This window comes from Halobacillus sp. K22 (genome assembly GCF_052246795.1).
Lineage (GTDB): Bacteria > Bacillota > Bacilli > Bacillales > Halobacillaceae > Halobacillus.
Window position 1 is genome coordinate 195,913 of sequence record NZ_JBQQCN010000001.1, and the last position, 22,205, is coordinate 218,117.

At 40.1% G+C, this 22,205-nt stretch carries 24 protein-coding genes; 5 read left to right on the forward strand and 19 right to left on the reverse strand.

The genetic code is table 11. From position 1 onward, the window contains the following. Positions 1–17 precede the first annotated feature (17 nt). The 7 genes from grpE to gpr form a co-directional block, all read right to left on the reverse strand. A complete protein-coding gene (grpE, locus tag ACTWPM_RS01005) occupies positions 18–560 on the reverse strand; it encodes a nucleotide exchange factor GrpE (RefSeq protein WP_443131198.1) in 543 nt (180 codons plus the stop codon). Positions 561–679: 119 nt separating this feature from the next. Then, positions 680–1,702: a heat-inducible transcriptional repressor HrcA gene (hrcA, locus tag ACTWPM_RS01010; RefSeq protein ID WP_443131199.1), complete on the reverse strand. Its 1,023-nt coding sequence runs from the start codon at positions 1,700–1,702 to the stop codon at positions 680–682. 98 nt (positions 1,703–1,800) lie between these two features. Then, positions 1,801–2,940, reverse strand: coding sequence for a radical SAM family heme chaperone HemW (gene hemW / locus ACTWPM_RS01015; RefSeq protein WP_443131200.1), 1,140 nt, complete (start codon positions 2,938–2,940; stop codon positions 1,801–1,803). Between the two features lie 75 nt (positions 2,941–3,015). Further along, positions 3,016–4,830, reverse strand: a complete 1,815-nt coding sequence (gene lepA / locus ACTWPM_RS01020; protein ID WP_443131201.1) for a translation elongation factor 4 — start codon at positions 4,828–4,830, stop codon at positions 3,016–3,018. 90 nt (positions 4,831–4,920) lie between these two features. Continuing rightward, positions 4,921–5,208, reverse strand: a complete 288-nt coding sequence (locus ACTWPM_RS01025) for a hypothetical protein (RefSeq protein WP_443131202.1) — start codon at positions 5,206–5,208, stop codon at positions 4,921–4,923. 31 nt (positions 5,209–5,239) lie between these two features. After that, positions 5,240–6,382 carry a stage II sporulation protein P gene (spoIIP, locus tag ACTWPM_RS01030; protein ID WP_443131203.1) on the reverse strand — a complete coding sequence of 381 codons (1,143 nt, stop codon included), beginning with the start codon at positions 6,380–6,382 and terminating at the stop codon, positions 5,240–5,242. 96 nt (positions 6,383–6,478) lie between these two features. Further along, positions 6,479–7,570 (reverse strand): GPR endopeptidase, encoded by a 1,092-nt coding sequence (gene gpr, locus ACTWPM_RS01035; RefSeq protein WP_443131204.1) that lies wholly within the window; start codon positions 7,568–7,570, stop codon positions 6,479–6,481. Positions 7,571–7,730: 160 nt separating this feature from the next. Between gpr and rpsT the strand changes: the two genes are divergently transcribed. Continuing rightward, positions 7,731–7,991: a 30S ribosomal protein S20 gene (gene rpsT / locus ACTWPM_RS01040; protein ID WP_443131205.1), complete on the forward strand. Its 261-nt coding sequence runs from the start codon at positions 7,731–7,733 to the stop codon at positions 7,989–7,991. 94 nt (positions 7,992–8,085) lie between these two features. On the opposite strand, the gene holA is transcribed toward rpsT, so the two are convergent. Then, positions 8,086–9,108 (reverse strand): DNA polymerase III subunit delta, encoded by a 1,023-nt coding sequence (gene holA / locus ACTWPM_RS01045; RefSeq protein ID WP_443131206.1) that lies wholly within the window; start codon positions 9,106–9,108, stop codon positions 8,086–8,088. Positions 9,109–9,458: 350 nt separating this feature from the next. Here holA and ACTWPM_RS01050 point away from each other — a divergent pair, with 350 nt between their 5' ends. Beyond that, on the forward strand, positions 9,459–9,593 hold the full coding sequence (locus ACTWPM_RS01050) for a YqzM family protein (protein WP_014643818.1): 135 nt from the start codon (positions 9,459–9,461) through the stop codon (positions 9,591–9,593). A gap of 41 nt (positions 9,594–9,634) precedes the next feature. On the opposite strand, the gene ACTWPM_RS01055 is transcribed toward ACTWPM_RS01050, so the two are convergent. The 3 genes from ACTWPM_RS01055 to ACTWPM_RS01065 all read right to left on the reverse strand — a co-directional run bounded on the left by ACTWPM_RS01055 (position 9,635) and on the right by ACTWPM_RS01065 (position 13,092). Next, entirely contained in the window at positions 9,635–11,902 is a 2,268-nt protein-coding gene (locus tag ACTWPM_RS01055) for a DNA internalization-related competence protein ComEC/Rec2 (RefSeq protein WP_443131207.1), read from the reverse strand. Continuing rightward, entirely contained in the window at positions 11,899–12,459 is a 561-nt protein-coding gene (locus ACTWPM_RS01060) for a ComE operon protein 2 (protein WP_443131208.1), read from the reverse strand. Before ACTWPM_RS01060 ends, ACTWPM_RS01055 begins: the two co-directional genes overlap by 4 nt. Positions 12,460–12,525: 66 nt before the next feature. Then, positions 12,526–13,092 (reverse strand): helix-hairpin-helix domain-containing protein, encoded by a 567-nt coding sequence (locus tag ACTWPM_RS01065; RefSeq protein WP_443131209.1) that lies wholly within the window; start codon positions 13,090–13,092, stop codon positions 12,526–12,528. 78 nt (positions 13,093–13,170) lie between these two features. On the opposite strand from ACTWPM_RS01065, the gene comER reads away from it, so the two are divergent. Next, positions 13,171–13,980, forward strand: coding sequence for a late competence protein ComER (gene comER, locus ACTWPM_RS01070; protein ID WP_443131210.1), 810 nt, complete (start codon positions 13,171–13,173; stop codon positions 13,978–13,980). Between the two features lie 93 nt (positions 13,981–14,073). Here the strand turns inward: comER and ACTWPM_RS01075 are convergent, their stop codons facing one another. From ACTWPM_RS01075 to ACTWPM_RS01110, 8 genes are read right to left on the reverse strand one after another with little or no spacing between them, the layout of a single operon-like run. Next, the gene (locus ACTWPM_RS01075) at positions 14,074–14,805 is read right to left on the reverse strand and encodes a class I SAM-dependent DNA methyltransferase (RefSeq protein ID WP_443131211.1); all 732 of its coding nucleotides are present in this window, start codon (positions 14,803–14,805) and stop codon (positions 14,074–14,076) included. 4 nt (positions 14,806–14,809) lie between these two features. Then, on the reverse strand, positions 14,810–15,163 hold the full coding sequence (gene rsfS / locus ACTWPM_RS01080; RefSeq protein WP_014643824.1) for a ribosome silencing factor: 354 nt from the start codon (positions 15,161–15,163) through the stop codon (positions 14,810–14,812). 43 nt (positions 15,164–15,206) lie between these two features. Beyond that, a complete protein-coding gene (gene yqeK / locus ACTWPM_RS01085; RefSeq protein WP_443131212.1) occupies positions 15,207–15,767 on the reverse strand; it encodes a bis(5'-nucleosyl)-tetraphosphatase (symmetrical) YqeK in 561 nt (186 codons plus the stop codon). Then, the gene (locus ACTWPM_RS01090; protein WP_443131213.1) at positions 15,748–16,323 is read right to left on the reverse strand and encodes a nicotinate-nucleotide adenylyltransferase; all 576 of its coding nucleotides are present in this window, start codon (positions 16,321–16,323) and stop codon (positions 15,748–15,750) included. Before ACTWPM_RS01090 ends, yqeK begins: the two co-directional genes overlap by 20 nt. A 12-nt stretch (positions 16,324–16,335) precedes the next feature. Then, the gene (yhbY, locus tag ACTWPM_RS01095; protein ID WP_443131214.1) at positions 16,336–16,626 is read right to left on the reverse strand and encodes a ribosome assembly RNA-binding protein YhbY; all 291 of its coding nucleotides are present in this window, start codon (positions 16,624–16,626) and stop codon (positions 16,336–16,338) included. A gap of 1 nt (position 16,627) precedes the next feature. Beyond that, complete coding sequence (aroE, locus tag ACTWPM_RS01100) at positions 16,628–17,464, reverse strand: shikimate dehydrogenase (RefSeq protein WP_443131215.1); 837 nt, start codon at positions 17,462–17,464, stop codon at positions 16,628–16,630. 11 nt (positions 17,465–17,475) lie between these two features. Continuing rightward, the gene (yqeH, locus tag ACTWPM_RS01105; protein WP_443131216.1) at positions 17,476–18,576 is read right to left on the reverse strand and encodes a ribosome biogenesis GTPase YqeH; all 1,101 of its coding nucleotides are present in this window, start codon (positions 18,574–18,576) and stop codon (positions 17,476–17,478) included. Then, entirely contained in the window at positions 18,573–19,100 is a 528-nt protein-coding gene (locus tag ACTWPM_RS01110; RefSeq protein ID WP_443131217.1) for a YqeG family HAD IIIA-type phosphatase, read from the reverse strand. The genes yqeH and ACTWPM_RS01110 overlap by 4 nt, the downstream gene beginning before the upstream one ends. A 325-nt stretch (positions 19,101–19,425) precedes the next feature. On the opposite strand from ACTWPM_RS01110, the gene ACTWPM_RS01115 reads away from it, so the two are divergent. Next, positions 19,426–19,587 carry a sporulation histidine kinase inhibitor Sda gene (locus tag ACTWPM_RS01115; protein WP_443131218.1) on the forward strand — a complete coding sequence of 54 codons (162 nt, stop codon included), beginning with the start codon at positions 19,426–19,428 and terminating at the stop codon, positions 19,585–19,587. Positions 19,588–19,862: 275 nt separating this feature from the next. Further along, on the forward strand, positions 19,863–22,202 hold the full coding sequence (locus tag ACTWPM_RS01120; protein WP_443131219.1) for a Na+/H+ antiporter subunit A: 2,340 nt from the start codon (positions 19,863–19,865) through the stop codon (positions 22,200–22,202). The last annotated feature ends 3 nt before the right edge of the window (positions 22,203–22,205 follow it).

A 22,205-nucleotide genomic window follows, 5' to 3' on the forward strand; every position in this document is an offset into this window, starting at 1 on the left:
CTACATTAAATGTTAATTTACTGATTTACTTTTACCATAGCCGGGCGGATTACCCGATCATTTAGTCGATACCCTTTTTGCAGTTCTTCTACTACAATGTTGGAGCCAAAGTTTTCATCTTCGACTTGCATCACGGCCTGGTGGAGATGAGGATCAAACTCTTCTCCTTTAGATGGAATCTCTTCCACTCCCTCTTTTTCAAGAGCACTGTGGAACTGTTGATAAACCATTTTGATTCCTTCAACAAATTTTTGAGAAGACTCTCCATCTACTTCTACCTGCAAAGCCCTTTCGAAGTTATCCATCACCGGAATTAACTCCTCAACTAAGCTTTGGGATCTATATTTCCGATCCGCTTCTCTCTCTTTCTGAGTACGGCGTCGGAAATTATCATAATCAGCTTGAAGACGAAGTAAACGGTTCTGCGCTTCTTCTTTTTCCTCACGCAGCTGGTCCAATTCAGAGTTTTCCTCTACTACTTCTGTTTCTTCATCAGCTGTTTGATTTTCTTCATTCGTTTCATCAATAATTTCTTGATTCTGCTGCTTACTTTCTTCCACGACTTCCACCTCCTAAATTCCAATTCACCGTTAATGACTATAACATGAATTGATATGCTGAAAAAGCAATATACAATAAAGAAGCGATGGGATAAAAAACCGCTTTTTATTATTAAAGGTTAGTACCACCCTTTAAACGTTTCCGTCATGTGCTTAGATAAAACATTCATTAATGAAAACATCCGGTTGTACTCCATCCGTGTGGGACCTAACAAAGCAATGGTACCTATTTGGTTATTGCTTAGTTTATAACTAGCTGTGATCAGGCTGCAGTTCTGCATTGCATCAAAAGGATTTTCCTGACCAATACGTACATTAATGCCTTCTTCACCTGAGCGCAGTAGATCTGCGATATCATTCTCCTGCTCGATCGTAGCGTATAAGGAGCGCACTTTATCAAGGTCTCTAAATTCCGGCTGCCTCAGGATATTCGTTTTCCCACCAATATATAGCTTGGTGCTATGATCATCCAGAAGAGCCGCCTCTAAGTAAGAGAATGCCTGTTCATGCTGATCCGTATGAGTCTTAAGCAAATCACTTATTTCTGTATGCAGCTTTTCATGCAGCTTTACTAAGGGCACACCCTGGAGACGACTGTTTAAAATGTTAACCATTTTTTCAAGGTTCGAAGGGTTGATTTCCACAGGAACATTGAATGCTCTATGTTCCACGTGGCCTGTATTGGTAACTAGGATAGCAATGGCCGATTGATCATTTAAAGGAACAATCTGCAACTGTTTTAGTTTGGTTTCAAACACTTCGGGACCCAGAATAATGGAAGTGTAATTTGTTAAATCTGATAGAATACCGGCAGATTTCTGCACGACTCTCTCAAATTCAAGCATCTTGTCGTCAAAGGCTTCCCTTATAGTCAGTATTTCTTTGTTCGACAGACGTAAAGGAGCAAGAAGGTGATCCACATAAAAACGGTACCCCTTCTCAGATGGAACTCGCCCAGAAGAAGAATGGGTTTTTTCAATATACCCCATCTCCTCAAGGTCTGCCATTTCATTTCTAATAGTGGCTGAACTGAACGTTACAGCATCTTTTTTAGCAATTGACCGCGACCCCACAGGTTGTGCAGTCAGAATGAAATCATCAATAATCACTTGCAAAATGAGCAATTGTCTTTCAGTTAACATCGATGATCACCTCTGTTAGCACTCGAAGAAAGCGAGTGCTAAATCTAATAATAAATTATCAAAAGGGTTTGAGGATGTCAACGGATATCATTTATTTTTTAGTCATCAATAAGAAATTCTTGAAATACTTCATTTCCTAGAATCCGCCCACGTGAAGTCAGACTAATATTGTCGCTTTGCTGCTCAATTAATCCTCGTTTTTTTAGAGATGGAAAAGCCTCTCCAAACACTTCTTCTGCCTCACGATTGTACTTTTCACGGAATCGGGACAAGGAAACCCCGGCAGTTTTTCTAAGACCAAGAAACATTTCCTCTTCCATTTGCTCTTTAAGACCCACGGGTTCCTCGTGAAGGACTGGTTTTCCGTTTTCCATTGCTTGTTTCACATAAGCAGGAAGCGGACGAATATTAATGGTTCTTTTACCTGGGAGATACCCATGTGAGCCTGCGCCGATTCCATAGTAATATTCATTATTCCAGTATGTCAGGTTATGCTTGCTTTCAAACCCCGGTTTTGAGAAATTACTGATCTCATACTGTTGAACACCGTTTGCAGCCAGCTTCTCCTGAAGCATTTCATACATTTGAGCCTCATCTTCTTCCGGCGGCTTAACGAGAGTGCCCTTATTATATCGCTGGTAAAATACCGTCTTAGGTTCAATCTGCAGCGAATAAGAGGAATAGTGGGGCAAACCGAATTGAAGAGCCTCATCAATCGTCTTTTCAAAATCATTTACACTTTGCCCTGGAAGAGCATACATAAGATCAATGCTTACGTTCGATAATCCTACCTGCAGCAAACGGTCAATGTTAGTGTAGACATCTTTCACTCGATGGACGCGACCGATTTTTTCAAGCATATCATCATCGAAAACCTGGACTCCTAAGGAGATTCTGTTCACTCCATAATCTTTCAGCATTTGAACTTTCTCCAAATCCAGATCTCCAGGGTTAGCTTCAAATGTGTACTCCTCGCATGAAGCAATGTCAAAATGATTATCAATCATGTCAAGGAGCTTCTTCAGCTGTTTATGGGTCACAACAGTTGGTGTACCACCGCCGACGAAAATGGTTTTTACTACAGCCTTTTCTCCAGGTACGTAAGTGTTTATTTCCTTCTCTAATGCTTCCAAGTATTCATCAGCGAGTTTTTCATTGTAGAAAAACTTCGTAAAGTCACAGTAATGGCAAATCTGCTGGCAAAAAGGAATGTGAATATAAGCGGAAGGTATATTCATTGATGATGTTCCACCTTTCATAAGGAAAACCGCAAGAGATTTACTCCTGCGGCTTTATTCATTATCTTCATTTGATTAATCTTCACTCAGATCTAGTACGGACATGAAGGCCTCCTGAGGAACTTCAACCGAACCAACCATTTTCATGCGTTTTTTACCTTCTTTTTGTTTCTCAAGAAGTTTACGTTTACGGGAAATGTCTCCCCCGTAGCATTTGGAAAGCACGTTTTTACGCATCGCTTTTATAGTGGTACGGGCAACAATTTTTGTTCCAATTGCTGCTTGTACAGGGACTTCAAACTGCTGCCGCGGAATCAGGTTCTTCAGCTTTTCAGCAATCAGCTTTCCACGTTCATAGGCAAAATCACGGTGGACAATGAACGATAGAGCATCAATCGTATCACCGTTCAGCAAGATATCCATCTTAACCAAATTAGAAGGACGGTAACCGATTAGTTCGTAATCGAAAGAAGCATAACCTTTTGTCTGAGATTTTAAGGAATCAAAGAAATCGTAAACGATTTCTGAGAGTGGAATTTCATAGACAATATTTACACGATTATCATCCAGATATTGCATATCCATGAAGTTTCCGCGTTTCCGCTGGCAAATTTCCATTACAGGCCCAACATAATCATTAGGAACCATGATAGTTGCTTTTACGAAAGGCTCTTGCACTTCTTCAAGGGTTTGATTATCGGGCATCATTGATGGGTTATCCACTTCTTTTTCTTCCCCATCCGTAAGCATAACTTTATAAATTACGCTCGGTGCCGTAGTAATCAGGTCAATTTTATATTCGCGCTCGATCCGCTCCTGAATGATTTCCATATGAAGCATTCCCAGAAAGCCGCAGCGGAAACCAAACCCGAGGGCTTGAGAAGTTTCAGCTTCATACTGCAAAGAGGAATCATTTAATTCAAGACGTTCCAGGGCATCTCTTAAATCATTGTATTTATTGGCATCTACCGGGTACATCCCGCAGAAAACCATCGGATTCATTTTTTTGTAACCTGGAAGCGGCTTATCAGCAGGATTATTCGCTAAGGTAATGGTATCACCTACGCGTGAGTCTCCTATGTTTTTAATAGAAGCGGTTAAATACCCGACATCGCCTACCTGTAACTCTTTTAAAGGGGTAGGTGTCGGTCTGAATACTCCCACTTCATTGACTTCAAATTCTTTTCCGGTCGCCATCATTTTAATCTTGTCGCCGACTTTAATGGACCCCTCACGTACACAGGTGTAGGCAATAACACCTCTGTAGGAATCATAGAGGGAATCAAAAATCAATCCCTTTGTAGGGGCCTTTGCCTCTCCAGCAGGTGCAGGGATGTCGGAAACGATACGCTCTAAAATTTCATCAATACCGACCCCTTCTTTTGCTGAAGCTAATATAGCATCAGAGGCATCGATGCCAATCACATCTTCTATCTCCTGCTTAATCCGCTCAGGATCTGCTCCTGGAAGATCAATCTTATTAATAACTGGTATAATTTCAAGGTCATTCTCCAAGGCTAGATAAACATTTGCCAGGGTCTGCGCTTCGATACCTTGTGCTGCATCCACTACCAGGATAGCACCTTCACATGCCGCTAAACTCCGGGACACCTCATATGTAAAATCGACATGTCCTGGTGTATCAATCAGATGAAAGGTATAATCCTCTCCATCATTAGCTGCGTAATTAAGCTGAACAGCATTCAGCTTAATGGTAATGCCCCGTTCTCTTTCTAGATCCATCGCATCGAGAAACTGCTCTTTCATTTCTCTTTGCGTTAATGCTTTTGTTTTTTCAAGGATTCTGTCAGCAAGCGTTGATTTCCCATGATCAATGTGGGCTATAATCGAAAAGTTGCGGACTCTATCCTGGTTATATTGACTAGTCAACTTAAATCACTCCTACCTAATTCGGCACACATAACTAGCCTGATTATAGCAATAGAAGCTTTATTATTCAATGTCTAAGCAGAATCGATTCTATGCAGAACCCGGGTTGGAGTGTATAAACTCAGCCAGAACCAGAATTATTCCATTAAAGCTTGCGGCAACTCCTTCTCCCATCCCTGCTGCAACTTTTACAATAAAGGGGACGTCTTCCATGGTTTCAGGGGGAGAACATCGATCGGCTGCAGCCGGTTTCTTCACTTCTTCTTCATGAACTACCGGAGAGTTTTCACGCTCCTTCTCCTGATTCTTTTCTATTCCATATAAAGACCCTGCCACAAACAACGCAACCCCTAACAGAATAGCCAGCAGCCATTTCACGTTCCATCCCCCCTCCTTTTCCTTTTTAAGACTAGTTTGATACTTTTTCTGCGTTCAAATAATATTCACTGAATACTTCAGCCATTACATCAGCAGAGCGATACAATTCATCCAGATTATTTTCTACTCCCCCGAACTCTATCACGATTAGATTAGGATCGAGATCCTGGTTATATACTCCATCTACCCCGGAGCCTTTCTTTGTAATAACTCCACGGCTGATTCCTGGATATTTACTTTCCAAAAGCTTATGCATATCAGACGCAAACTTTAAATTTTGTTCATACTGACTATGTTCTGCTCCAATAACGAAGATAAAACGCGCGTATTCTTTTCCATCGATGTTAACGGTAGTATTCTCCCTAGGAAGGCTGTCCCGATGAAGATCAAAGTAATATTGAAGTGATTCATTCTGGCTCATAGCTTCCTTGATTACAGGTCTCATCGCATCATAGGACTGGTAATGTTTCATTCCTTTTTGCTTTAAAATAGCAGCCACATCGGTAAGATCAACCATTGCCCCTATTCCTTTGTTTTCTAAGCTCTCTGCCAGCCGCTTACCTACAAGTGTGATATTTACTTTTCCATCATAGGCAGTCGAGCGGTCAGGCAAGTGAGGGTAAAAAGATTCCGTGTTATGAGTATGGGATATGAAAACCCGATCTTCTTTAATCGTTGGAGTGCCTTCGGGAGAGTCTTCCTGTTTCTCCTCAACCTCTCCTTCCTCCCCCTTATGATCCACGTCTAGTGGCGGTTCTGACTCTATAGGAAGGGTTGCAAAGTTTGTGCCTTCTCCAGCTATAATGATTTGACTGTTATAAAACGAGAGACCAGGAATTTCACGTCCAAGCAGACTCCTCGGGTCATTAGGCGTTAAGCTTGTCAACAATTTAAAAGTTAGAGTAGATAAGCCTGGAATTCGGTTCTCATCAGGATGAGCACCTGAAAATGTTCGATTTTCCATTTCAAATAAGTAAATGAACGAGCTTCCTTTTAATTGAGTAGTCCATTCTTGTATAGTATCCGAATATAAACGATAGGTTGTTTTGGCTCCTGTTAACAAACCAATCCCTATAAACAGCAAAATCATTACTGCAGTCCCTGCACCTAGCCATTTTGACCATGATTTTATAATATGGGGACGTTTCCTTTTCCAGTTTTTATACTTAGACATAAGAAAAATCCTCTCCTCATCCAAACTCTATCTAGTAAATGGTATGAGAGAGAGGATTTTAATAGAACCCTCTTCTATATTTAATTCATTTCTATATTAACGGGAGTAGGACTGGGCTTCTCCATCTTCTACACCTGGATGAAGGGCTCCATTTATACCTGAAGCAATTACATGGGCCATGTCCTTGATAAAACCGTCTACTTCCTTTGGGGTGACCATTAAATTATGTCCAAGGGGAGTAAGCACTTCTTTAATTAACTGTTTTTTCTCTGCTTTTCCAAGCTGTCCAAACATTCCCAGAACGGCTTTACTCTGCTCTTCATTTGGGTAATCTTGTTCCGTTAAAGTTTTTCTTTCAAAAGGATTCATAGCCGGCGATAAAGCGTTCGATGGACGGTCTTTTTCCTTCCATTCTCTTCCAAAGTGTTTCAGTACAAAATCCACCGTATCACTGGTTATTGTCACCGCATCTACAACAGTTGGGACACCAATAGAAATAACAGGAATTCCGTAAGTTTCTTTGCTGATTTCCTTTCGTTTATTCCCTACTCCAGAACCAGGATGAATACCTGTGTCCGATAACTGGATGGTGGAATTAATGCGGCTTATAGAGCGAGAGGCTAGAGCATCAATGACGATGACGAAATCAGGTTTCGTCTCTTCAATGATCCCATTCACCATATCACTCGTTTCGATTCCTGTTACTCCCATAACACCAGGCGTGACAGCCGAAACTGGGCGGTATCCATCTGCCACAGTCTCTGGATGCAGCTCAAATAAATGGCTGGTGACCAGTACTTTTTCTGTAACCAGCGGACCTAGCGCATCCGGGGTAACCTGATGATTCCCGAGTCCTACAAGCAAACAGCGATCCATCTCCTGTACTCCGCTATCCAATAACAATTTACGAAGCTGACCTGATAATGTTTTTGCTAAGTTTACTTGAAGGTCTGTATCTTGTTTTCTAATAGCTTGTGATTCGAGCGTGATGTAGTGACCTGCTTTTTTCCCAATGCGGGCAGCTCCCTCATCATCTACGGTAACGTAAGTAATCTTTATGTCGTCTTTTTCATTTTCTTCTACCTTTACACCGTCATTATCAGACGAATCAGGATCATCTTTCACGTTCATTTCCTGCGCTTCAAGCGCCAAATCTGTGCGTACCACGTATTCTTTTTCTTTTTCCATGAAACACCCGCCTCCTTATGCCCATCTTCTCCTATACGGACAAAAACTATGCAAATCTTCATGGAGATCGATAAATCTATTGAAAACAAGCCTCTGCTTTGGTAAAATGTCTCTTGTTCGATATGAATGAGTCTTTTGTTTTTACCTAGGAGGTGAAACCATGCCTAATATTAAATCAGCGAAAAAACGTGTACGTTTGAATGATGATGCTCGCTACTTGAATGCAGCTTTTAAATCAGATATGCGTACAGCGGTTAAACGTGTAGAGAAACTTGTCTCTAGCAATGAAAAAGATAGCGCGAAAGATGCTTTAAGCACAGCTGTTAAGAAAATTGACAAAGCTGTTCAACGAGGTGCCCTTCATAAAAATAACGGGAACCGTACAAAATCTCGCCTATCTAAAAAAGTAAACGCATTATAATACTTTTTTCGTTAATTATGACCAACAAACGATCCTTCCTGTGTATGGGTCGTTTTTTCATGAAAAAGAGCCTTCCGTTTCCGGGAGGCTCTTTTTAAGATAAGGATTGCACCTGATTTTGTTTAATATGGATCAACTTATAAAGCATCATCTCAAATGCCAAAGACTTTTCCATCTTCCCTTGTTTTAAGGCGTGGTCAGTCTGGGCAAGTTCTATTATTATTTCGTTCAGCTCTTCTAGAGTAAAATACTTCTCCCTTTTAAGTGCCATTTTAATCACAAATGGATGGGCCTTTATATAGTTCCTCATTTGATTTTGAGCATAACCTTTCTGCTTCAGAACCTTAGCTTGACTAATGATGCGAAATTGTGAGGCAAGAAGCGCTGTAAGAGCAATTGGTTCTTCGTTCAGTTTCTCCAAATCCTTAAATAACCGAATAGCCCTTCCTAAGTCTCTTTCCATTACAGCATCTACCAGCTTTAACCCAGAAGCCTCCGCACTATGAGAAAGCAGTTGCTCAGCAAGTTCTCTTGTCACCACACCGCCTTCACCTACATTTAAAGCAAGCTTTTCCATTTCAGACCTTAGCGCGAGCAAATTGGTTCCTACTTCCTGAGCAAATAATTCATGCAAGCCTTCTGGTACAGTAATATGTAAATCATTAGCAATTGAATCTACCCACTTAGAAACATCCCATTCTTTTACAGGCTGACAGGAAATAATCTCTCCGTGCTTCTTCAAGGCCTTAAAAATCTTTTTTCTTTCGTCTACTTTTTCATAAGGTGCTATTAGAACCAAAACGGTATAATCCGCCGGAGATTGAAGGTACTGCAGGAGCGCATCAACGTCATGCTCAAATGACAGCTTGTCCGGTTTTGCTTTTAAAAACACCGGTTGTTCTCCGATAACAATCTTTTTTTCACCTAAAAAAGGAAAAGTTTCTGCATCTGTCACCAGTTCTTCAATTGGAGTTTCCTCCAGATCAAATTGGGAGATGTTAAATTCCTGGTCTTCTTTTTTTAATGTCTGTTGAATGATTTTATTCTTATTCTCTTGAATTAAAAAGGATTCTTCTCCATACAATAAATATACCTGTGATCGTTTAATTTTCCCCATTATTTAGTCCTTCCTTTTTTAAAAATACGGCGGCTTCCCCTGGATAATGGTGGGTCAGTGTCACTATTTTATGGTTGTTTTGAATATCTGTCAAAATAAAGACACAAAGCCGCCGCATGAATCATCTATATAAACGTCATTTCAAAAGCCCCGGAAGCTTTTGAAGAGGACGATACTGTTCCTCTCTTGAATATAGTTTGACCCTCTACTCGAGAATTATCTGTGACAAGTCTTGCTAGCTGAGGCAATGAATGAAGCTAAAAGGGAATTTTTTATAATCACACAAAGTTGAATGTAGATTTTTGCTTAATAATGACTTATACTTAATAATTGATATAGGAGGGGTCACAATGAACGAATTCAAGAAGGATATTCAGTCCAAAACTAATGACGTTATCGACTCTGGATTAGGGTTTGTATTCTCATTTGTTTTCTTCTTTGTCATTTTCGCAATCGGTATTGTATTCTCTGTTATAGGACAATAATGAATACAAAATTCAAAAAGGCTGCAGTTGCAGTCTTTTTTTTATTCTCTGCTCGCATTATACGGCAGAAAGGTGGAAAACGTTCCTGATGATCCAGAGAAAACATACTGCACAGCTCCATGGGTTTTTGTTACGTAAAGAAGACTGCCGGATTCCTCAAGCCTCTGTAGTACCTCTTCATGAGGATGGCCATAACGATTATTTCTCCCAGCAGATAAGAGACTAACCTCCGGCTTTAGCCATTCCACCCACTCTCTAGAACTAGAAGTATTGCTGCCATGATGGGCTACCTTAAGGACATCTGCTTTCATGCTTGGATAAGATTCCATTAGCTCAGCTTCATTCTCCGTGGATATATCTCCAGTAAATAACCACGAAAGCCCTCCGATCTCAGTCCACAAAACCATAGAATTATCATTTGGATTACCTGCATCACCTTTTGGATAGAGCACGTGAAATGAATGATCGGCAATAAGGACGTGATCTTCAGGTCTTACACGTATTATTTCCACATCTTTTTCATCTGCAGCATAATAGTCACTCACAAACAATTTACTCACATCGAATGTATCCACTAATGCTTGAACACTTCCGCTGTGATCTACATCCTTATGCGATATCAATATAGCGTCAATATAATGTATCCCGCGTGATTTTAGGTAAGGTGTGATAATCTGATCAGCTGTTTTATTTTGATCTTGAGTAAATACAGGGGGACCGCCTGCATCCACCAGTATTACTCCCCTGCGATAAGGAAGTTCAACTACAAACGAATCTCCCTGTCCGATGTCTAGCATAGTGACCCTGCCAAAAGGTGAAATGTAAGGAATGACACTAAAAAACATAAGGACACAGATAGCCATCACCCCGGCTGCAAAGCCCCTGGATAACTGCTCTTTTATCCACTCTTTCATCATGAATCCAAAGAAGAAAAGATACAAAAGTATATATATGGTTTCCAACTCTCCTACGATCCATTGAATATTAAAAGGAGAACTTAAATTTTGTAGTGTGTAAAGAATTTTTTCATGGGGATGAATGATGATAGTAGAGAGCTTATACGCACTGCCGGGGACGATTAAACAAACGCAAAATAAGAATAGCAGGAGCGGGATGACAATAAATGAGAAATAAGGAACGATAAGCAGGTTAGCGAATAGTGAAAGTGGGTTAAATTCGTAGAAGTAGTAAAGTTGAATGGGAAGTATAGACAATTGACTGATTAAACTAATGGAGGCTGACTGAACTAACATAAACGGAGATCTTTCAATAATGGGAAGAGAATAAATTAAACTCATAGTGACCAAAAATGAGAACTGAAACCCAATATTGGTAAAGTAATTAGGGGACAGTAAAAGTAAACTCATTGCAACCAGGGACAGAAGATCTGTAATTGGAATTTTTACATGTAACTTTCTGAAAATCAGTATTAAGAAAGCCATTAATGAAGCGCGTACCACTGAAGGAGCTGCTCCTGCCAAAAAGCAATAGGCGGGAATTATAAGAATAACCAGTAACTTTGCCTGCTCAATTGTTCCAAGACCTGTCCGATAAATAAGAAAATAAAGACCACCAATAGTTAATCCAACATGCAGACCTGAGATCGCCAGGATGTGAGATAAATTAAAATCTCTGAACCATTCTATGGTCGATTCATCCAGGAGCTTTGCCTCTCCAAAAATCAGAGCTGCCATCCAGGGATAAGCCCCATCATTCACACTTTTCTCCACGTGCTCCATCAGGCTACTGCGCCATTCATATACATAACTGAGGAGAGATCGATTTTGGCACGATAATCCCTCAATACTACTGAGTTCAATTTGAGAATAAATCCCTTGGTTAGCTAAAAATTCCCGGTAATCAAACTGACCCGGATTCGTCGACTTGTCTATCTCCTCCCTGCTGCCTTCCAAAATACACTCGGCTCCATGATGCCAGCTTTGAGGACGGCTAACAGGTTCATTTTGATCATTAAAAAAAATCACCAATGCTTCATTTTGTGGATCCTGCAATGTTACTTCCATTTGAATGGTTTGGGGGGTTTCTTTCACATCTGATGAAATCGTTATTGAAAGCAGGCCTGTTGGACCTGATTTAATTGAGGGGGGCGTTAATGGGGACAAATAGTAGTAACCAAACAGACAAAAACAGAGAAGGATAACAACATAAGAGAAGGATTGCCTCATCAAGAAAATCCAACTGATTATTATACCGATTAAAAACCAGAGCGGAACTCCTGATAATCGGGAAAGGACCCCGCCCAAAACAAAAGCTGTGACGGGGATATGCCATCTTCCTTTACCGATCATTTCTTTTCCATTAGCCGAAATAAGCTTCCAGCCTTCTGTTTGACGTTCTCAACATCGGGGTCATCGTGCTCTTCAAGTTTATCGATCAATTCCTCCACTAGCTGTTGTTGTTCATAATAGACAGGATCGGTTTCAAGCGGAACTTTTTTAAATGTCACACCTGCCTGTTGTAATAATTCAATCGCATAGGGATGATTTTTGTAATCTTCACTGTAATATACCGCTTGTATTCCGGCTTGAATAATAGCTTTTGTACAATGCAGGCAGGGAAAGTGAGTAACATAAATTTCTGAGCCCTCGGCAGCCACACCGAATTTAGCACACTGAAGCAGCGCATTCATTTCTGCGTGAATTGTACGGACGCAATGCCCGTCAATTACGTAACACCCTTCATCAATACAGTGTACACCTCCGGATACGCTTCCATTATAGCCGCCCGCAATCATCCTCTTATCTCTTACTATAATAGCTCCAACGGCTAACCGCTCACATGTACTTCTTGATTTCAAAAGATGACTTTGTGCCATAAAATATTGATTCCACGAAATTCTTTCCACTATGTAGCCCCCTGTAGATTTTTCATCAGTGTACCCTTCACTTTTTTTTTCGTCAAACGAAGCCTGTCATGGTATCCTAATATATTCTTCCATATTTTCCAAAGTTTTCTCACCAATCCCTGAAACATTTAACAAATCTTTTGATGTTTTAAACGGACCATTTTCTTCCCTGTACTGAAGGATAGCAGCTGCTTTAGAGGGACCTATTCCATTTAGACTTTGGATTTCTTCCAGAGTAGCTTGATTTATAGCTAGTAAATCATTGGTTTCGCTGCTGACAGTTTCATTCGAAACTGAAGGTAAAGATAACACAGAAATAACCATCTCATCCTGTAATTTTTGCGCGAGGTTTACACTCGAAGGGTCAGCGTCAGTAGTTAAACCACCGGCCATTTGGATCACTCCATCCACCCTTAGTCCTGGTTTTACTGTATAAACACCAGGCTTTACGACTTCACCTTTCACATCCACTATAATTTCTGAAGGATCGCTCTCTAATCCCTTATCGAAAACCTTTTCAGATTTTTCTACAGTCACAGTATTCTTTTCTTTTGCAGGATTATTAAATAAAATTATTAGCATGGCAACTACAACTACCAATATTATCCAGGTGTAACGCCGCAAAAAGCTCATGTAAATAAAACCACCCTTTCATAATTAGAATTGATTAGAATAAAAATAAATAGGTAACTACCTAAGGAGGGGATTCCAGTGAAATGGGGAATCATCGGTACTGGTAATATGGGGAGTATGCTCACCACTTCCTTGGTGAAGAGTGGAGCAGTTCGTGCAAGTGACCTTATTTTATACAACCGTACAGCTCAAAAAGCTTTAGATTTAAAAAAAGCCGAAACTGAGCTTACCGTGGCGAAGGATTTAAGGGAAGCTGCGAAAAAAAGCGATATTCTTTTCCTATGTGTTAAACCACCTCACTACAGTCAGGTTTTGAATGAGATCAAAAATGAGCTGTCCCAGGAAAAATGTCTTGTATCCATTACAAGTCCAGTTTCTGTAGAAGATCTGGAAAACAAAGTTTCTTGCCAAGTAGCTAGAATCGTCCCTTCCATAACGAACCATGCTCACGCTGGAGTCAGCCTATTTACATTCGGATCAAGGGTCACAAAAGATGTAAAAAATACTCTGCTGACTACCTTCGAGTATATTTCAAAACCAGCAGACATTGAAGAAGAGCACATTCGTGCAGCTTCAGATATGGTCTCATGCGGACCTGCATTCATCAGCTTTTTATTAAAAAATTGGATTGAGGCTGCAAGAGAGGTAACGGGAATTCCGGAAGCGAAAGCTACCGAACTTACTGAGAATATGATGGTTGGATTAGGAAGCTTATTAGCGAAGGAGATATTCACACTCGATGAATTAATGGAGAAAGTGACAGTTAAAGGTGGAGTGACAGGGGAGGGCCTGAAAGCACTTGAAGCCCACATTGGCTCACTCTTTCAGGAGATGTTTAAAGCCACTCAAAACAAGCATAGGGAAGATAAGCTTGAGATTGACCTTTAAACCTAACTCAAATATTACAATTCGACAAAGACTTTATAAATCCTTCAAAAAATCAGAAAAGGAGTACGTATTTTACGCACTCCTTTTTATCTATTATGGTTTTTGACACACAAAAAACATCCGCTCTCCGCTATCAGTTTCTTCCATTTGAAAATCTGCACTAATGAACTGAATTTTGAACCCAGTCTGCTTCAGCCATTCACTCAACTGTGGAGACGAGTAACCCTGCTGAACGTGCTGTTCGTCAAATCTCTCGTAATTAGGACCATTTTGCACGAAGAATGTAAGGTCATGTATCATACGATTTTCAATTTCTCCTTGGTCACAAAACCAAATATAAGATAAGTCATCATAAACCTCTGCAAAGGTTGCACCTATCAAATTATCTTGAATATGATCGATAGAATGGACATCAAAAATAAATAATCCGGAAGGACAAAGTGATTCATAAATACTACGAAAAGCTCGAATTACGTCTTCATGATCTGACAAATAATTTATAACATCACAGTAGCTTATGACACATTCTACATCTTTTAAACCGGCTAAATCAGTTATGTCCTGGTGAAGCCATTGAATTTTAGCAGAAGGACCTTTCTGCTGGGCAACTGCCAGCATATCTTCAGATAGATCAACACCCGTGAGAAGATAGCCTTCTTCATTTAATCGGTGCGTAACCTCCCCGGTGCCGCAGCCTGCATCTACTATAGACTGGGCATCAGGTAGAAAACGCTTGATCATTTTGTCCGTAAATTCAGCCCAATGATCGTAAGGAGCATCTCTCATCAGCCGATCGTAAACTTGAGCCATTTGTTGATAGCTCATGTGTTCAGCCTTCCAACCCCTCAAGAGCTACTGTTGAAGCATCTCCCCAAAGGCGTTCGAGATTATAATAATGACGTTCATCTTTATGGAAGATATGACAGATCACGTCGTTTAGATCTACAAGAATCCAGCGCGCCTGTTCAAACCCTTCCATTCTTTTTACATCAATGCCGTTTTCTTCGGCCTGATTCTTTAATTCTCTAGCTATTGCCTGCACCTGACGCTCATTCGAACCTTCACATATTAAGAAATAGTCGGCAATTAAGGATACATCCGACATATCTAAAACAACTATATCTGTGGCTCTCTTTTCATCACATGCCTGTGCAGCTATGGTTACTAATTCTTTACTTTCCATTCTGTTCCTCCCTATTTCATCCTTGTCTCTCTTACAAAAAATTCTATATTAAATCATTATATGCATGAAACGTGTCCGGATAAACGGTTCTTTCCTTATTTATTAGAAAAACCACTGTATTTTTTAAAGCAAGCAGACAAGCCTGTTCTAAATTTGTGCGGGCTGTTTCCCTTACTTCTTCCACTCCTGGAAAATCTCTCCCAGGTTCGATATAATCTGCTAAAAATACAACCTTATCTACCATACTCATATGCTTCTTGCCTGTGGTATGGCAAGCAATGGCTGAGATGATTTCAGGATCCTCAAGCCCTATTTCCCTTTCAAGCATGTATGCTCCTACAGGTCCATGCCATAATTCGTGATGATAATCGAGTAAATCTTTAGACAGGCGGCGCTCCTGCTCAATCCAGCGCTTCATTTCGTCCAGAGGCTTATATTTCGCATAATCATGTAACGCTGCAGCCAATTCCGCTTTTTTTGTATCTGCGCCAAAACGTTCAGCCAGCGTAACGGCTTCATCCGTTACACGTATAGTATGTTCATATCTGGATTTCTTTAAAGCAGATCTTACATATTCCAATGCTTCATTTCGAGTCATCTGCATATAATTGATGCTCCTTTATATAAAGGTTTACAGACTCAGGGACGAGATATCTCACACTTTTTAAAGAGCTGAGTCTTCTTCTGATATGAGAAGAAGATATATCAATTAAAGGGATTTCTACCTGATGAACGGGCATCTGGGGGTTCCAGTCGTATCCGGGCCGCTTTATACCTACGAATTCCACCAGAGAGTTTAATTCATCTATTCTGTTCCATTTAGGCAGATGCTCTACCATATCTCCCCCGATTATAAAATAAAAGGTATGATTTTCATATTGATCGATTAAATACTTCATCGTATCTACCGTATAAGAAGTACCTTTTCTAGTCAACTCTGCATTGCATACTTTAAAACGCGGATTATTTTCCACTGCCTTTTCCACCATAGAAAGCCGGCTTTCAGCTGAAACCGCTGCTTCTTGTTTATGCGGTGGAATGTGTGATGGCAGAAACCATACTTCATCCAGTTCCATTTCGCTGCATGCAAATTCTGCCATAATTAAGTGGCCCTGATGAGGAGGATCAAAGGTTCCTCCTAGAATACCAATTCGTTTCATATAAGAACTCCTTTACGGCAGCTCAATTTGTTTGTTTTCTTTCGATTCTTTATAAAGAATAACAGTATTACCGATAACCTGAACAATGTGAGCACCTGTAGACTTCGCAATTTGATCAGCCACCTCGTTGTTATCTTCAAAGCAATTTTGAAGTATACTGACCTTTATTAACTCTCTCTTTTCCAGGGCTTCTTCAATTTGTGTGGTCATATTTTCATTAACGCCTGCTTTTCCTACTTGAAAAATTGGCTGTACATGGTGAGAATCAGCACGTAATTTCTTTTTTTGTTTACTTGTTAACATTCTATACCCCTTTCAGTTTTTTTTCGAAACCTTCCAATAATAAAGAAGCGTCCGGATTGGCATCTGTCCAAATATGGAAAGCATAAACTGCTTGCTGTAGAAGCATTTCATGACCGAAGTGCAGCTGAGCTCCTCTGTTTTTAGCTTCCTGTAGAAATCGGGTCTCCAGGGGACGATACACAATATCGCTGACTACTGCCTCTTCGTTTAAATTATGGAGATTTATTATGACCTCCTGATCATTCGGACTCATTCCTACCACTGTTGTCTGTACAATTAAACCATAGTCATTTAATTGCTCTGCCGCCTTATTTAAGGACAAAGCTTTTGAATCATTATTTGTGGAGGCAGTCTTTATGACCTCTTCTGCTTTCTCAATTGTGCGGTTCGCGATATCAATTTTAGAGAGCCCGGCTTCCATGAGGGCATGATAAATGCCTCTCGAAGCTCCGCCACTCCCAATAAGAAGAACCCGCTGCTCATTAGAGAATATCTCTGGATATCTATTTCTAACAGAAGCAGCAAATCCTATGCCATCGGTATTGTAACCAACCCATCCGCACTCTGTATTTTTAACTGTGTTTACAGCGCCTAGTGCACGCGCACTGCTGTCGACTTCATCAAGGTAAGGAATAATTCTTTCTTTATACGGGACGGTGATATTAAAACCATCTAAACCTTTATCTTTTAGTGCATGGATTTGTTGATCAAACTCCTCCGGATCAATATCAAATAACTCATAGGTACCTTCCAGTCCTTCAAGCTCCATAAGCTGTTCGTGGATCCATGGAGATAACGAATGTCCGACCGGATGACCGATTAAACCAAGTCTAAGCAATAGTTCCCCTCCTATAATAACGATTCACGTAAAGATACTTTTACACCTTCAGGAACATGTACGGTTACATTAATATTTCCTTCCGGCACTGTAATCCAGCCTAGACCGGAAAATACAATGTCTGTTTTATCTTCTTTAATTCTAAATGTTTGCTTTTTAAGCGGCGGAAGTTTTTCGATCGTACGACTGTCAGGTGGAACAAGAAGTTCCCCTAGGTGATTTTCATATAGATCATCAGCTTTTTCCAATTTCGTTCTGTGGATGTGGAGGTCATTTGAAAAGTAACATACAAACGAGGTTCGCGCTCCACTTTCAAAATCAAGCCTGGCAAGGCCCCCAAAATAAAGCGTTTGAGCTTCATTCAACTGATAAATCTTAGGTTTTACTTCTTTTCTCGGAGTGATCACTTTTAAATCCTGATCGGATACATAATGAGCCATTTGATGACGCTGAATAACTCCTGGAGTATCAAATAATGAACTTCTGTCATCTAATGGAATATCTATAAAACCAAGGGTTGTGCCTGGGAAGTAAGACGTAGTTATGGCATCCTTCTCTCCCGAAGTATTTGAAATTAGCGTATTAATAAAAGTGGACTTACCCACATTCGTCGTCCCTACTACGTAAACATCTCCACCGTTCCGGTAGTTCTCCATAGCGTGTGAAAGTTCTGTGATTCCTTGATTTTTTTCAGCCGAGATCAAGAAAACATCTTCCACCACCAGGCCTTGATCCTTAGCTGACCTTCTCAGCCAATGCTTAACTTTTTCATGGTTTACAGATTTAGGTAGTACATCCATTTTATTCCCTACAAGGACGACAGGATTATTACCTGTTAACCGCTTTAATCCTGAAATAAAACTTCCATTAAAATCAAAGATATCTACCAATTGAATAATTAATCCTTTAGTATTACTGATTTGGTGAAGCATTTCTAGGAAATCATCATCATTATAAGGAACATCTTGCACCTCATTATAATGCTTCAATCGAAAGCAGCGTTTACAAATCACGTCTTCCCGCTCTAATGCTGAAGGCGGAGCGTAACCGAGCTGCTCTGGATGGGTTGTCTGAATTTCCGCTCCGCAGCCCTGACAATATACTTCGCTCATGAACGATCACTCCTGTCCCAAGTAATTTTCCCTTTTCTTCTCATCCAATTTAGTATCCGCCTCTCAATTTGTCGATTAAATTTCGTCAAGAGACCATCAGTTTCTACGATGGGCACGACGAGAATCGTATGATACCCAACCATATTCCCTCCTAATACATCCGTGAGAAGCTGATCTCCAACTACTACGACCTCACCTTTTCTAAGCTTCATTTGCTTCCTTGCTTTTTTAAATGCTTTAGCTAAAGGTTTTCTGGCACTGTAGATAAATGTTGCATTTAAAGGCTGAGAGAACAGTTTTACTCGTGCTTCTTTATTATTAGAGACAATGGTAACCTGGATCCCATGATCATTCATTTTTTGAAACCAGTCCTTAATATCTTCTGTTGCATCTTCAACATTCCAAGCAACCAGCGTATTATCAAGATCAGTAATAATCCCTTTGATTCCTTTATTTTTTAATTCACTGGGGTCTACATCAAATATGCTGGGTACGTGCTCATTTGGTAAAAACTTATTTAACATTTCTTTCACTCCATCTCATAAACACAGGCAAAATCTCCTTATACATCATATACAAAAAAGCTTCATGTTTCAAAAACGAATTTTAATATATGAACTAGAACGTAAATCGTTCGACAATTCCCGACAGTCCTGGCCTGTGGATAAGTTTATACACATTTTCCACACTCGACTTCCTATGGCATCTCTAATTCGTTCGTTAAAAATGAGAAAGTTATCTACATTTACTTGTAGATAACTGCCATATTGTAGGGAATTTCAGCTCATGGTAAGGTTAGAATACATTACTCGAAACGTTCATTTCGAACAATCAGGAGGTGGCTGTCACATGAGTGACAGAGGTATTAAACAATTATCTGATTCCCTGTTAATACAATCTTACCACAAAGCAATTGAACTGAATCTCTCAGAAGACTTCATTCTTCAAATGAGAGAAGAACTCGTAGCCAGATCGATCAATATGGATAATTTAGCTATCCAGGTCGGATAACCTTTCACAAATTCCATTTTATAAAAATTCTCGTCCCCTGAAAAACTCGCTGATAACAAATCAGCGAGTTTTTTTATAAAAAAATTATCTCTTTAAATTGAGGTGTCTCTTCTTATTTAATAGGGAATACTAAAAGGTAGTGCAAATACGCTCTCCTCAGGAGGCTACAGTTGAATAATGCCCCTGCTTTTGATTACAATTGAAATCAACAGTACGATTCAGAAAGAATGTATTTGTTTTTATTAAAGAAATTTTGTTGAGGGAGGAACAGCCAGATGCTGCTGGTAGTATTATTGCCTTTTATCTTTGCGATTGCAATTCCATTTTTAAGTAAATGGAAAGATAAATTTCATCCGGGGATTTTCGTCACCATGATTCCCGCAATCATTTTCATTTATTTTGTACGTTTTATTGGGACAGGGTTTGAACCTTTAACAAGAGAGTACTCTTGGATACCTTCATTAGATATAAATGTAGTATTTTATCTAGATGGTCTCAGTTTATTGTTTGTGTTATTAATAAGCGGGATTGGTGCCCTAGTTGCCTTTTACTCGATTTACTATCTACATAAATCAGAGCAACTGGGACATTTTTATGTGTACTTTTTAATATTTATGGGGTCTATGCTGGGGGTCGTCCTATCCGATAATGTGTTCGTCCTATATAGCTTTTGGGAGTTCACTTCGTTATCGTCCTTTTTACTGATTGGATTCTGGAACTTTAAGCAAGAATCCCGGTACGGTGCCTTAAAGTCTATGCTCATTACCGTGTTTGGCGGGCTAAGTTTACTTGGCGGGCTTATTTTTATGAGTGTCCTGACTAAAACCACAAGTATTCAAGGGATGATCGACCAGCAGGAGCTTATTTTGAATAGTGAATTCTTCCCGTTAATTTTAGGGCTTATTCTGTTAGGGGCTTTCACAAAATCAGCTCAGTTTCCGTTTCACATCTGGTTACCAGATGCGATGGAAGCACCAACTCCAGTAAGTGCTTACCTGCACTCTGCCACTATGGTAAAAGCAGGTATCTATTTAGTCGCACGTTACTCACCTATGCTGTCTGCGAGTGAGTGGTTTTTCATTATTGTTTCATCGGTGGGAATTGTAACCCTATGCTGGGGTTCTTATATGGCCGTCAGACAAACTGATTTGAAAGCTATTCTTGCATTTTCCACCATTAGTCAGCTGGGTATGATTATGGCAATGCTTGGTTTCGGCACAGAAATAGCAGTATTTGCAGCCGTCTTCCATATCTTAAACCATGCTACCTTTAAAGGAAGCTTGTTCATGGTCGCCGGAATCGTGGATCATGAGGCTGGAACCCGTGACATTCGAAAACTGGGTGGTTTAATGACGTTTCTGCCTATTACAGCAACGCTTGCTTTGCTAGCTTCTTTTTCTATGGCAGGACTACCTCTACCATTCCTGAACGGCTTTTACAGTAAAGAACTCTTCTTTGATGCTTCACTACACTTAGAAGCATCCGCAGCAGGAATTACAGGCGTACTTCAGTCAGTTCTTCCTTACTTGGCTGTCTTTGGAAGTATTTTCACATTTGTATATTCCATGTATTTCTTTTTCAGTACGTTCAGAGGGAAATCCAATTTGGATCAATTGCCTAAGAAACCTCACGAAGCTCCGTGGGGTATGCTGGTTTCCCCTTTTATCTTAGTCGCTGCGGTGATCGTCATTGGACTATTTCCTAACCTGTTCAACCAATCTTTTATTGAACATGCGGCAAGCTCAGTAAAAGGGATGCAAATTCATGAACATCCTATTAAGTTCTGGCATGGTATTAAAGCTCCACTTATTATGTCATTGGCTGTTGTTTTTCTGGGTACCGCGCTGGTACTTTCGCGTAAAGTCTGGCAGCCTGTTTATAACTTCTTGCCTGGACGTCTTAGCTTCAATAAAGTCTATGATGGAATGGTCGACCGCCTTGAATCATATTCCTCCATATTAACAAGAGGCTATATGAATGGATCATTAAGTCGTTATGTACGCCTGGTACTTGCTGCGATTCTTGTTATGACTTTTGCCTTTATGGCGATTACTGGAGGCTTCACTGTGGATACCAGTAATCTAGCAGATATTACTTTGCCTGAAATATTCGTTGCCGTACTTATGGTATGTGCTGCAGTAGGAACAATTATTACGAATAACCGCATAGCTGCGATTCTCATATTAGGAGTGGTAGGTTACGGTCTTTCTATGCTATTCGTATTATACAGGGCTCCTGATTTAGCCTTAACTCAGCTAATTATAGAAACCGTTACGGTCGCTTTATTCTTACTGGCTTTCTATCACCTTCCAAAAATGAGGAAAAAACAAGAATCAGCAAGTACGCGAACGCTGAATCTCATTATCTCTATTGGCTTTGGAGCGTTAATGACCATGGTCGCTATTTCTGCTCATAGTTCTAAATACTTTGATTCAATAGCTAGTTACTTCCTTGATAAGTCCCATTCCCTGGGTGGCGGTGATAACGTTGTAAACGTAATACTTGTAGATTTCCGTGGTTTAGATACGTTATTTGAGATCGTTGTTCTCGGAATTGCCGCTATGGCGATTTATGGTCTGGTTCGTTTAAGAGGTAAAGAAAAGGAGGAGGAATAATTT

Excerpts from the sequence above, each read along its gene's own strand:
- hrcA (WP_443131199.1), bottom strand. The coding sequence starts at position 1,702 with ATGTTAACTGAAAGACAATTGCTCATTTTGCAAGTGATTATTGATGAT.
- rsfS (WP_014643824.1), bottom strand. The coding sequence starts at position 15,163 with ATGGAAAGTAAAGAATTAGTAACCATAGCTGCACAGGCATGTGATGAA.
- ACTWPM_RS01065 (WP_443131209.1), bottom strand. The coding sequence starts at position 13,092 with ATGAGCTTTTTGCGGCGTTACACCTGGATAATATTGGTAGTTGTAGTT.
- ACTWPM_RS01120 (WP_443131219.1), top strand. The coding sequence starts at position 19,863 with ATGCTGCTGGTAGTATTATTGCCTTTTATCTTTGCGATTGCAATTCCA.
- ACTWPM_RS01110 (WP_443131217.1), bottom strand. The coding sequence starts at position 19,100 with ATGTTAAATAAGTTTTTACCAAATGAGCACGTACCCAGCATATTTGAT.
- yqeK (WP_443131212.1), bottom strand. The coding sequence starts at position 15,767 with ATGCAGATGACTCGAAATGAAGCATTGGAATATGTAAGATCTGCTTTA.
- ACTWPM_RS01050 (WP_014643818.1), top strand. The coding sequence starts at position 9,459 with ATGAACGAATTCAAGAAGGATATTCAGTCCAAAACTAATGACGTTATC.
- gpr (WP_443131204.1), bottom strand. The coding sequence starts at position 7,570 with ATGGAAAAAGAAAAAGAATACGTGGTACGCACAGATTTGGCGCTTGAA.
- ACTWPM_RS01090 (WP_443131213.1), bottom strand. The coding sequence starts at position 16,323 with ATGAAACGAATTGGTATTCTAGGAGGAACCTTTGATCCTCCTCATCAG.
- hemW (WP_443131200.1), bottom strand. The coding sequence starts at position 2,940 with ATGAATATACCTTCCGCTTATATTCACATTCCTTTTTGCCAGCAGATT.
- spoIIP (WP_443131203.1), bottom strand. The coding sequence starts at position 6,382 with ATGTCTAAGTATAAAAACTGGAAAAGGAAACGTCCCCATATTATAAAA.
- rpsT (WP_443131205.1), top strand. The coding sequence starts at position 7,731 with ATGCCTAATATTAAATCAGCGAAAAAACGTGTACGTTTGAATGATGAT.
- ACTWPM_RS01075 (WP_443131211.1), bottom strand. The coding sequence starts at position 14,805 with ATGAGCTATCAACAAATGGCTCAAGTTTACGATCGGCTGATGAGAGAT.
- yhbY (WP_443131214.1), bottom strand. The coding sequence starts at position 16,626 with ATGTTAACAAGTAAACAAAAAAAGAAATTACGTGCTGATTCTCACCAT.
- yqeH (WP_443131216.1), bottom strand. The coding sequence starts at position 18,576 with ATGAGCGAAGTATATTGTCAGGGCTGCGGAGCGGAAATTCAGACAACC.
- ACTWPM_RS01115 (WP_443131218.1), top strand. The coding sequence starts at position 19,426 with ATGAGTGACAGAGGTATTAAACAATTATCTGATTCCCTGTTAATACAA.
- ACTWPM_RS01055 (WP_443131207.1), bottom strand. The coding sequence starts at position 11,902 with ATGATCGGTAAAGGAAGATGGCATATCCCCGTCACAGCTTTTGTTTTG.
- holA (WP_443131206.1), bottom strand. The coding sequence starts at position 9,108 with ATGGGGAAAATTAAACGATCACAGGTATATTTATTGTATGGAGAAGAA.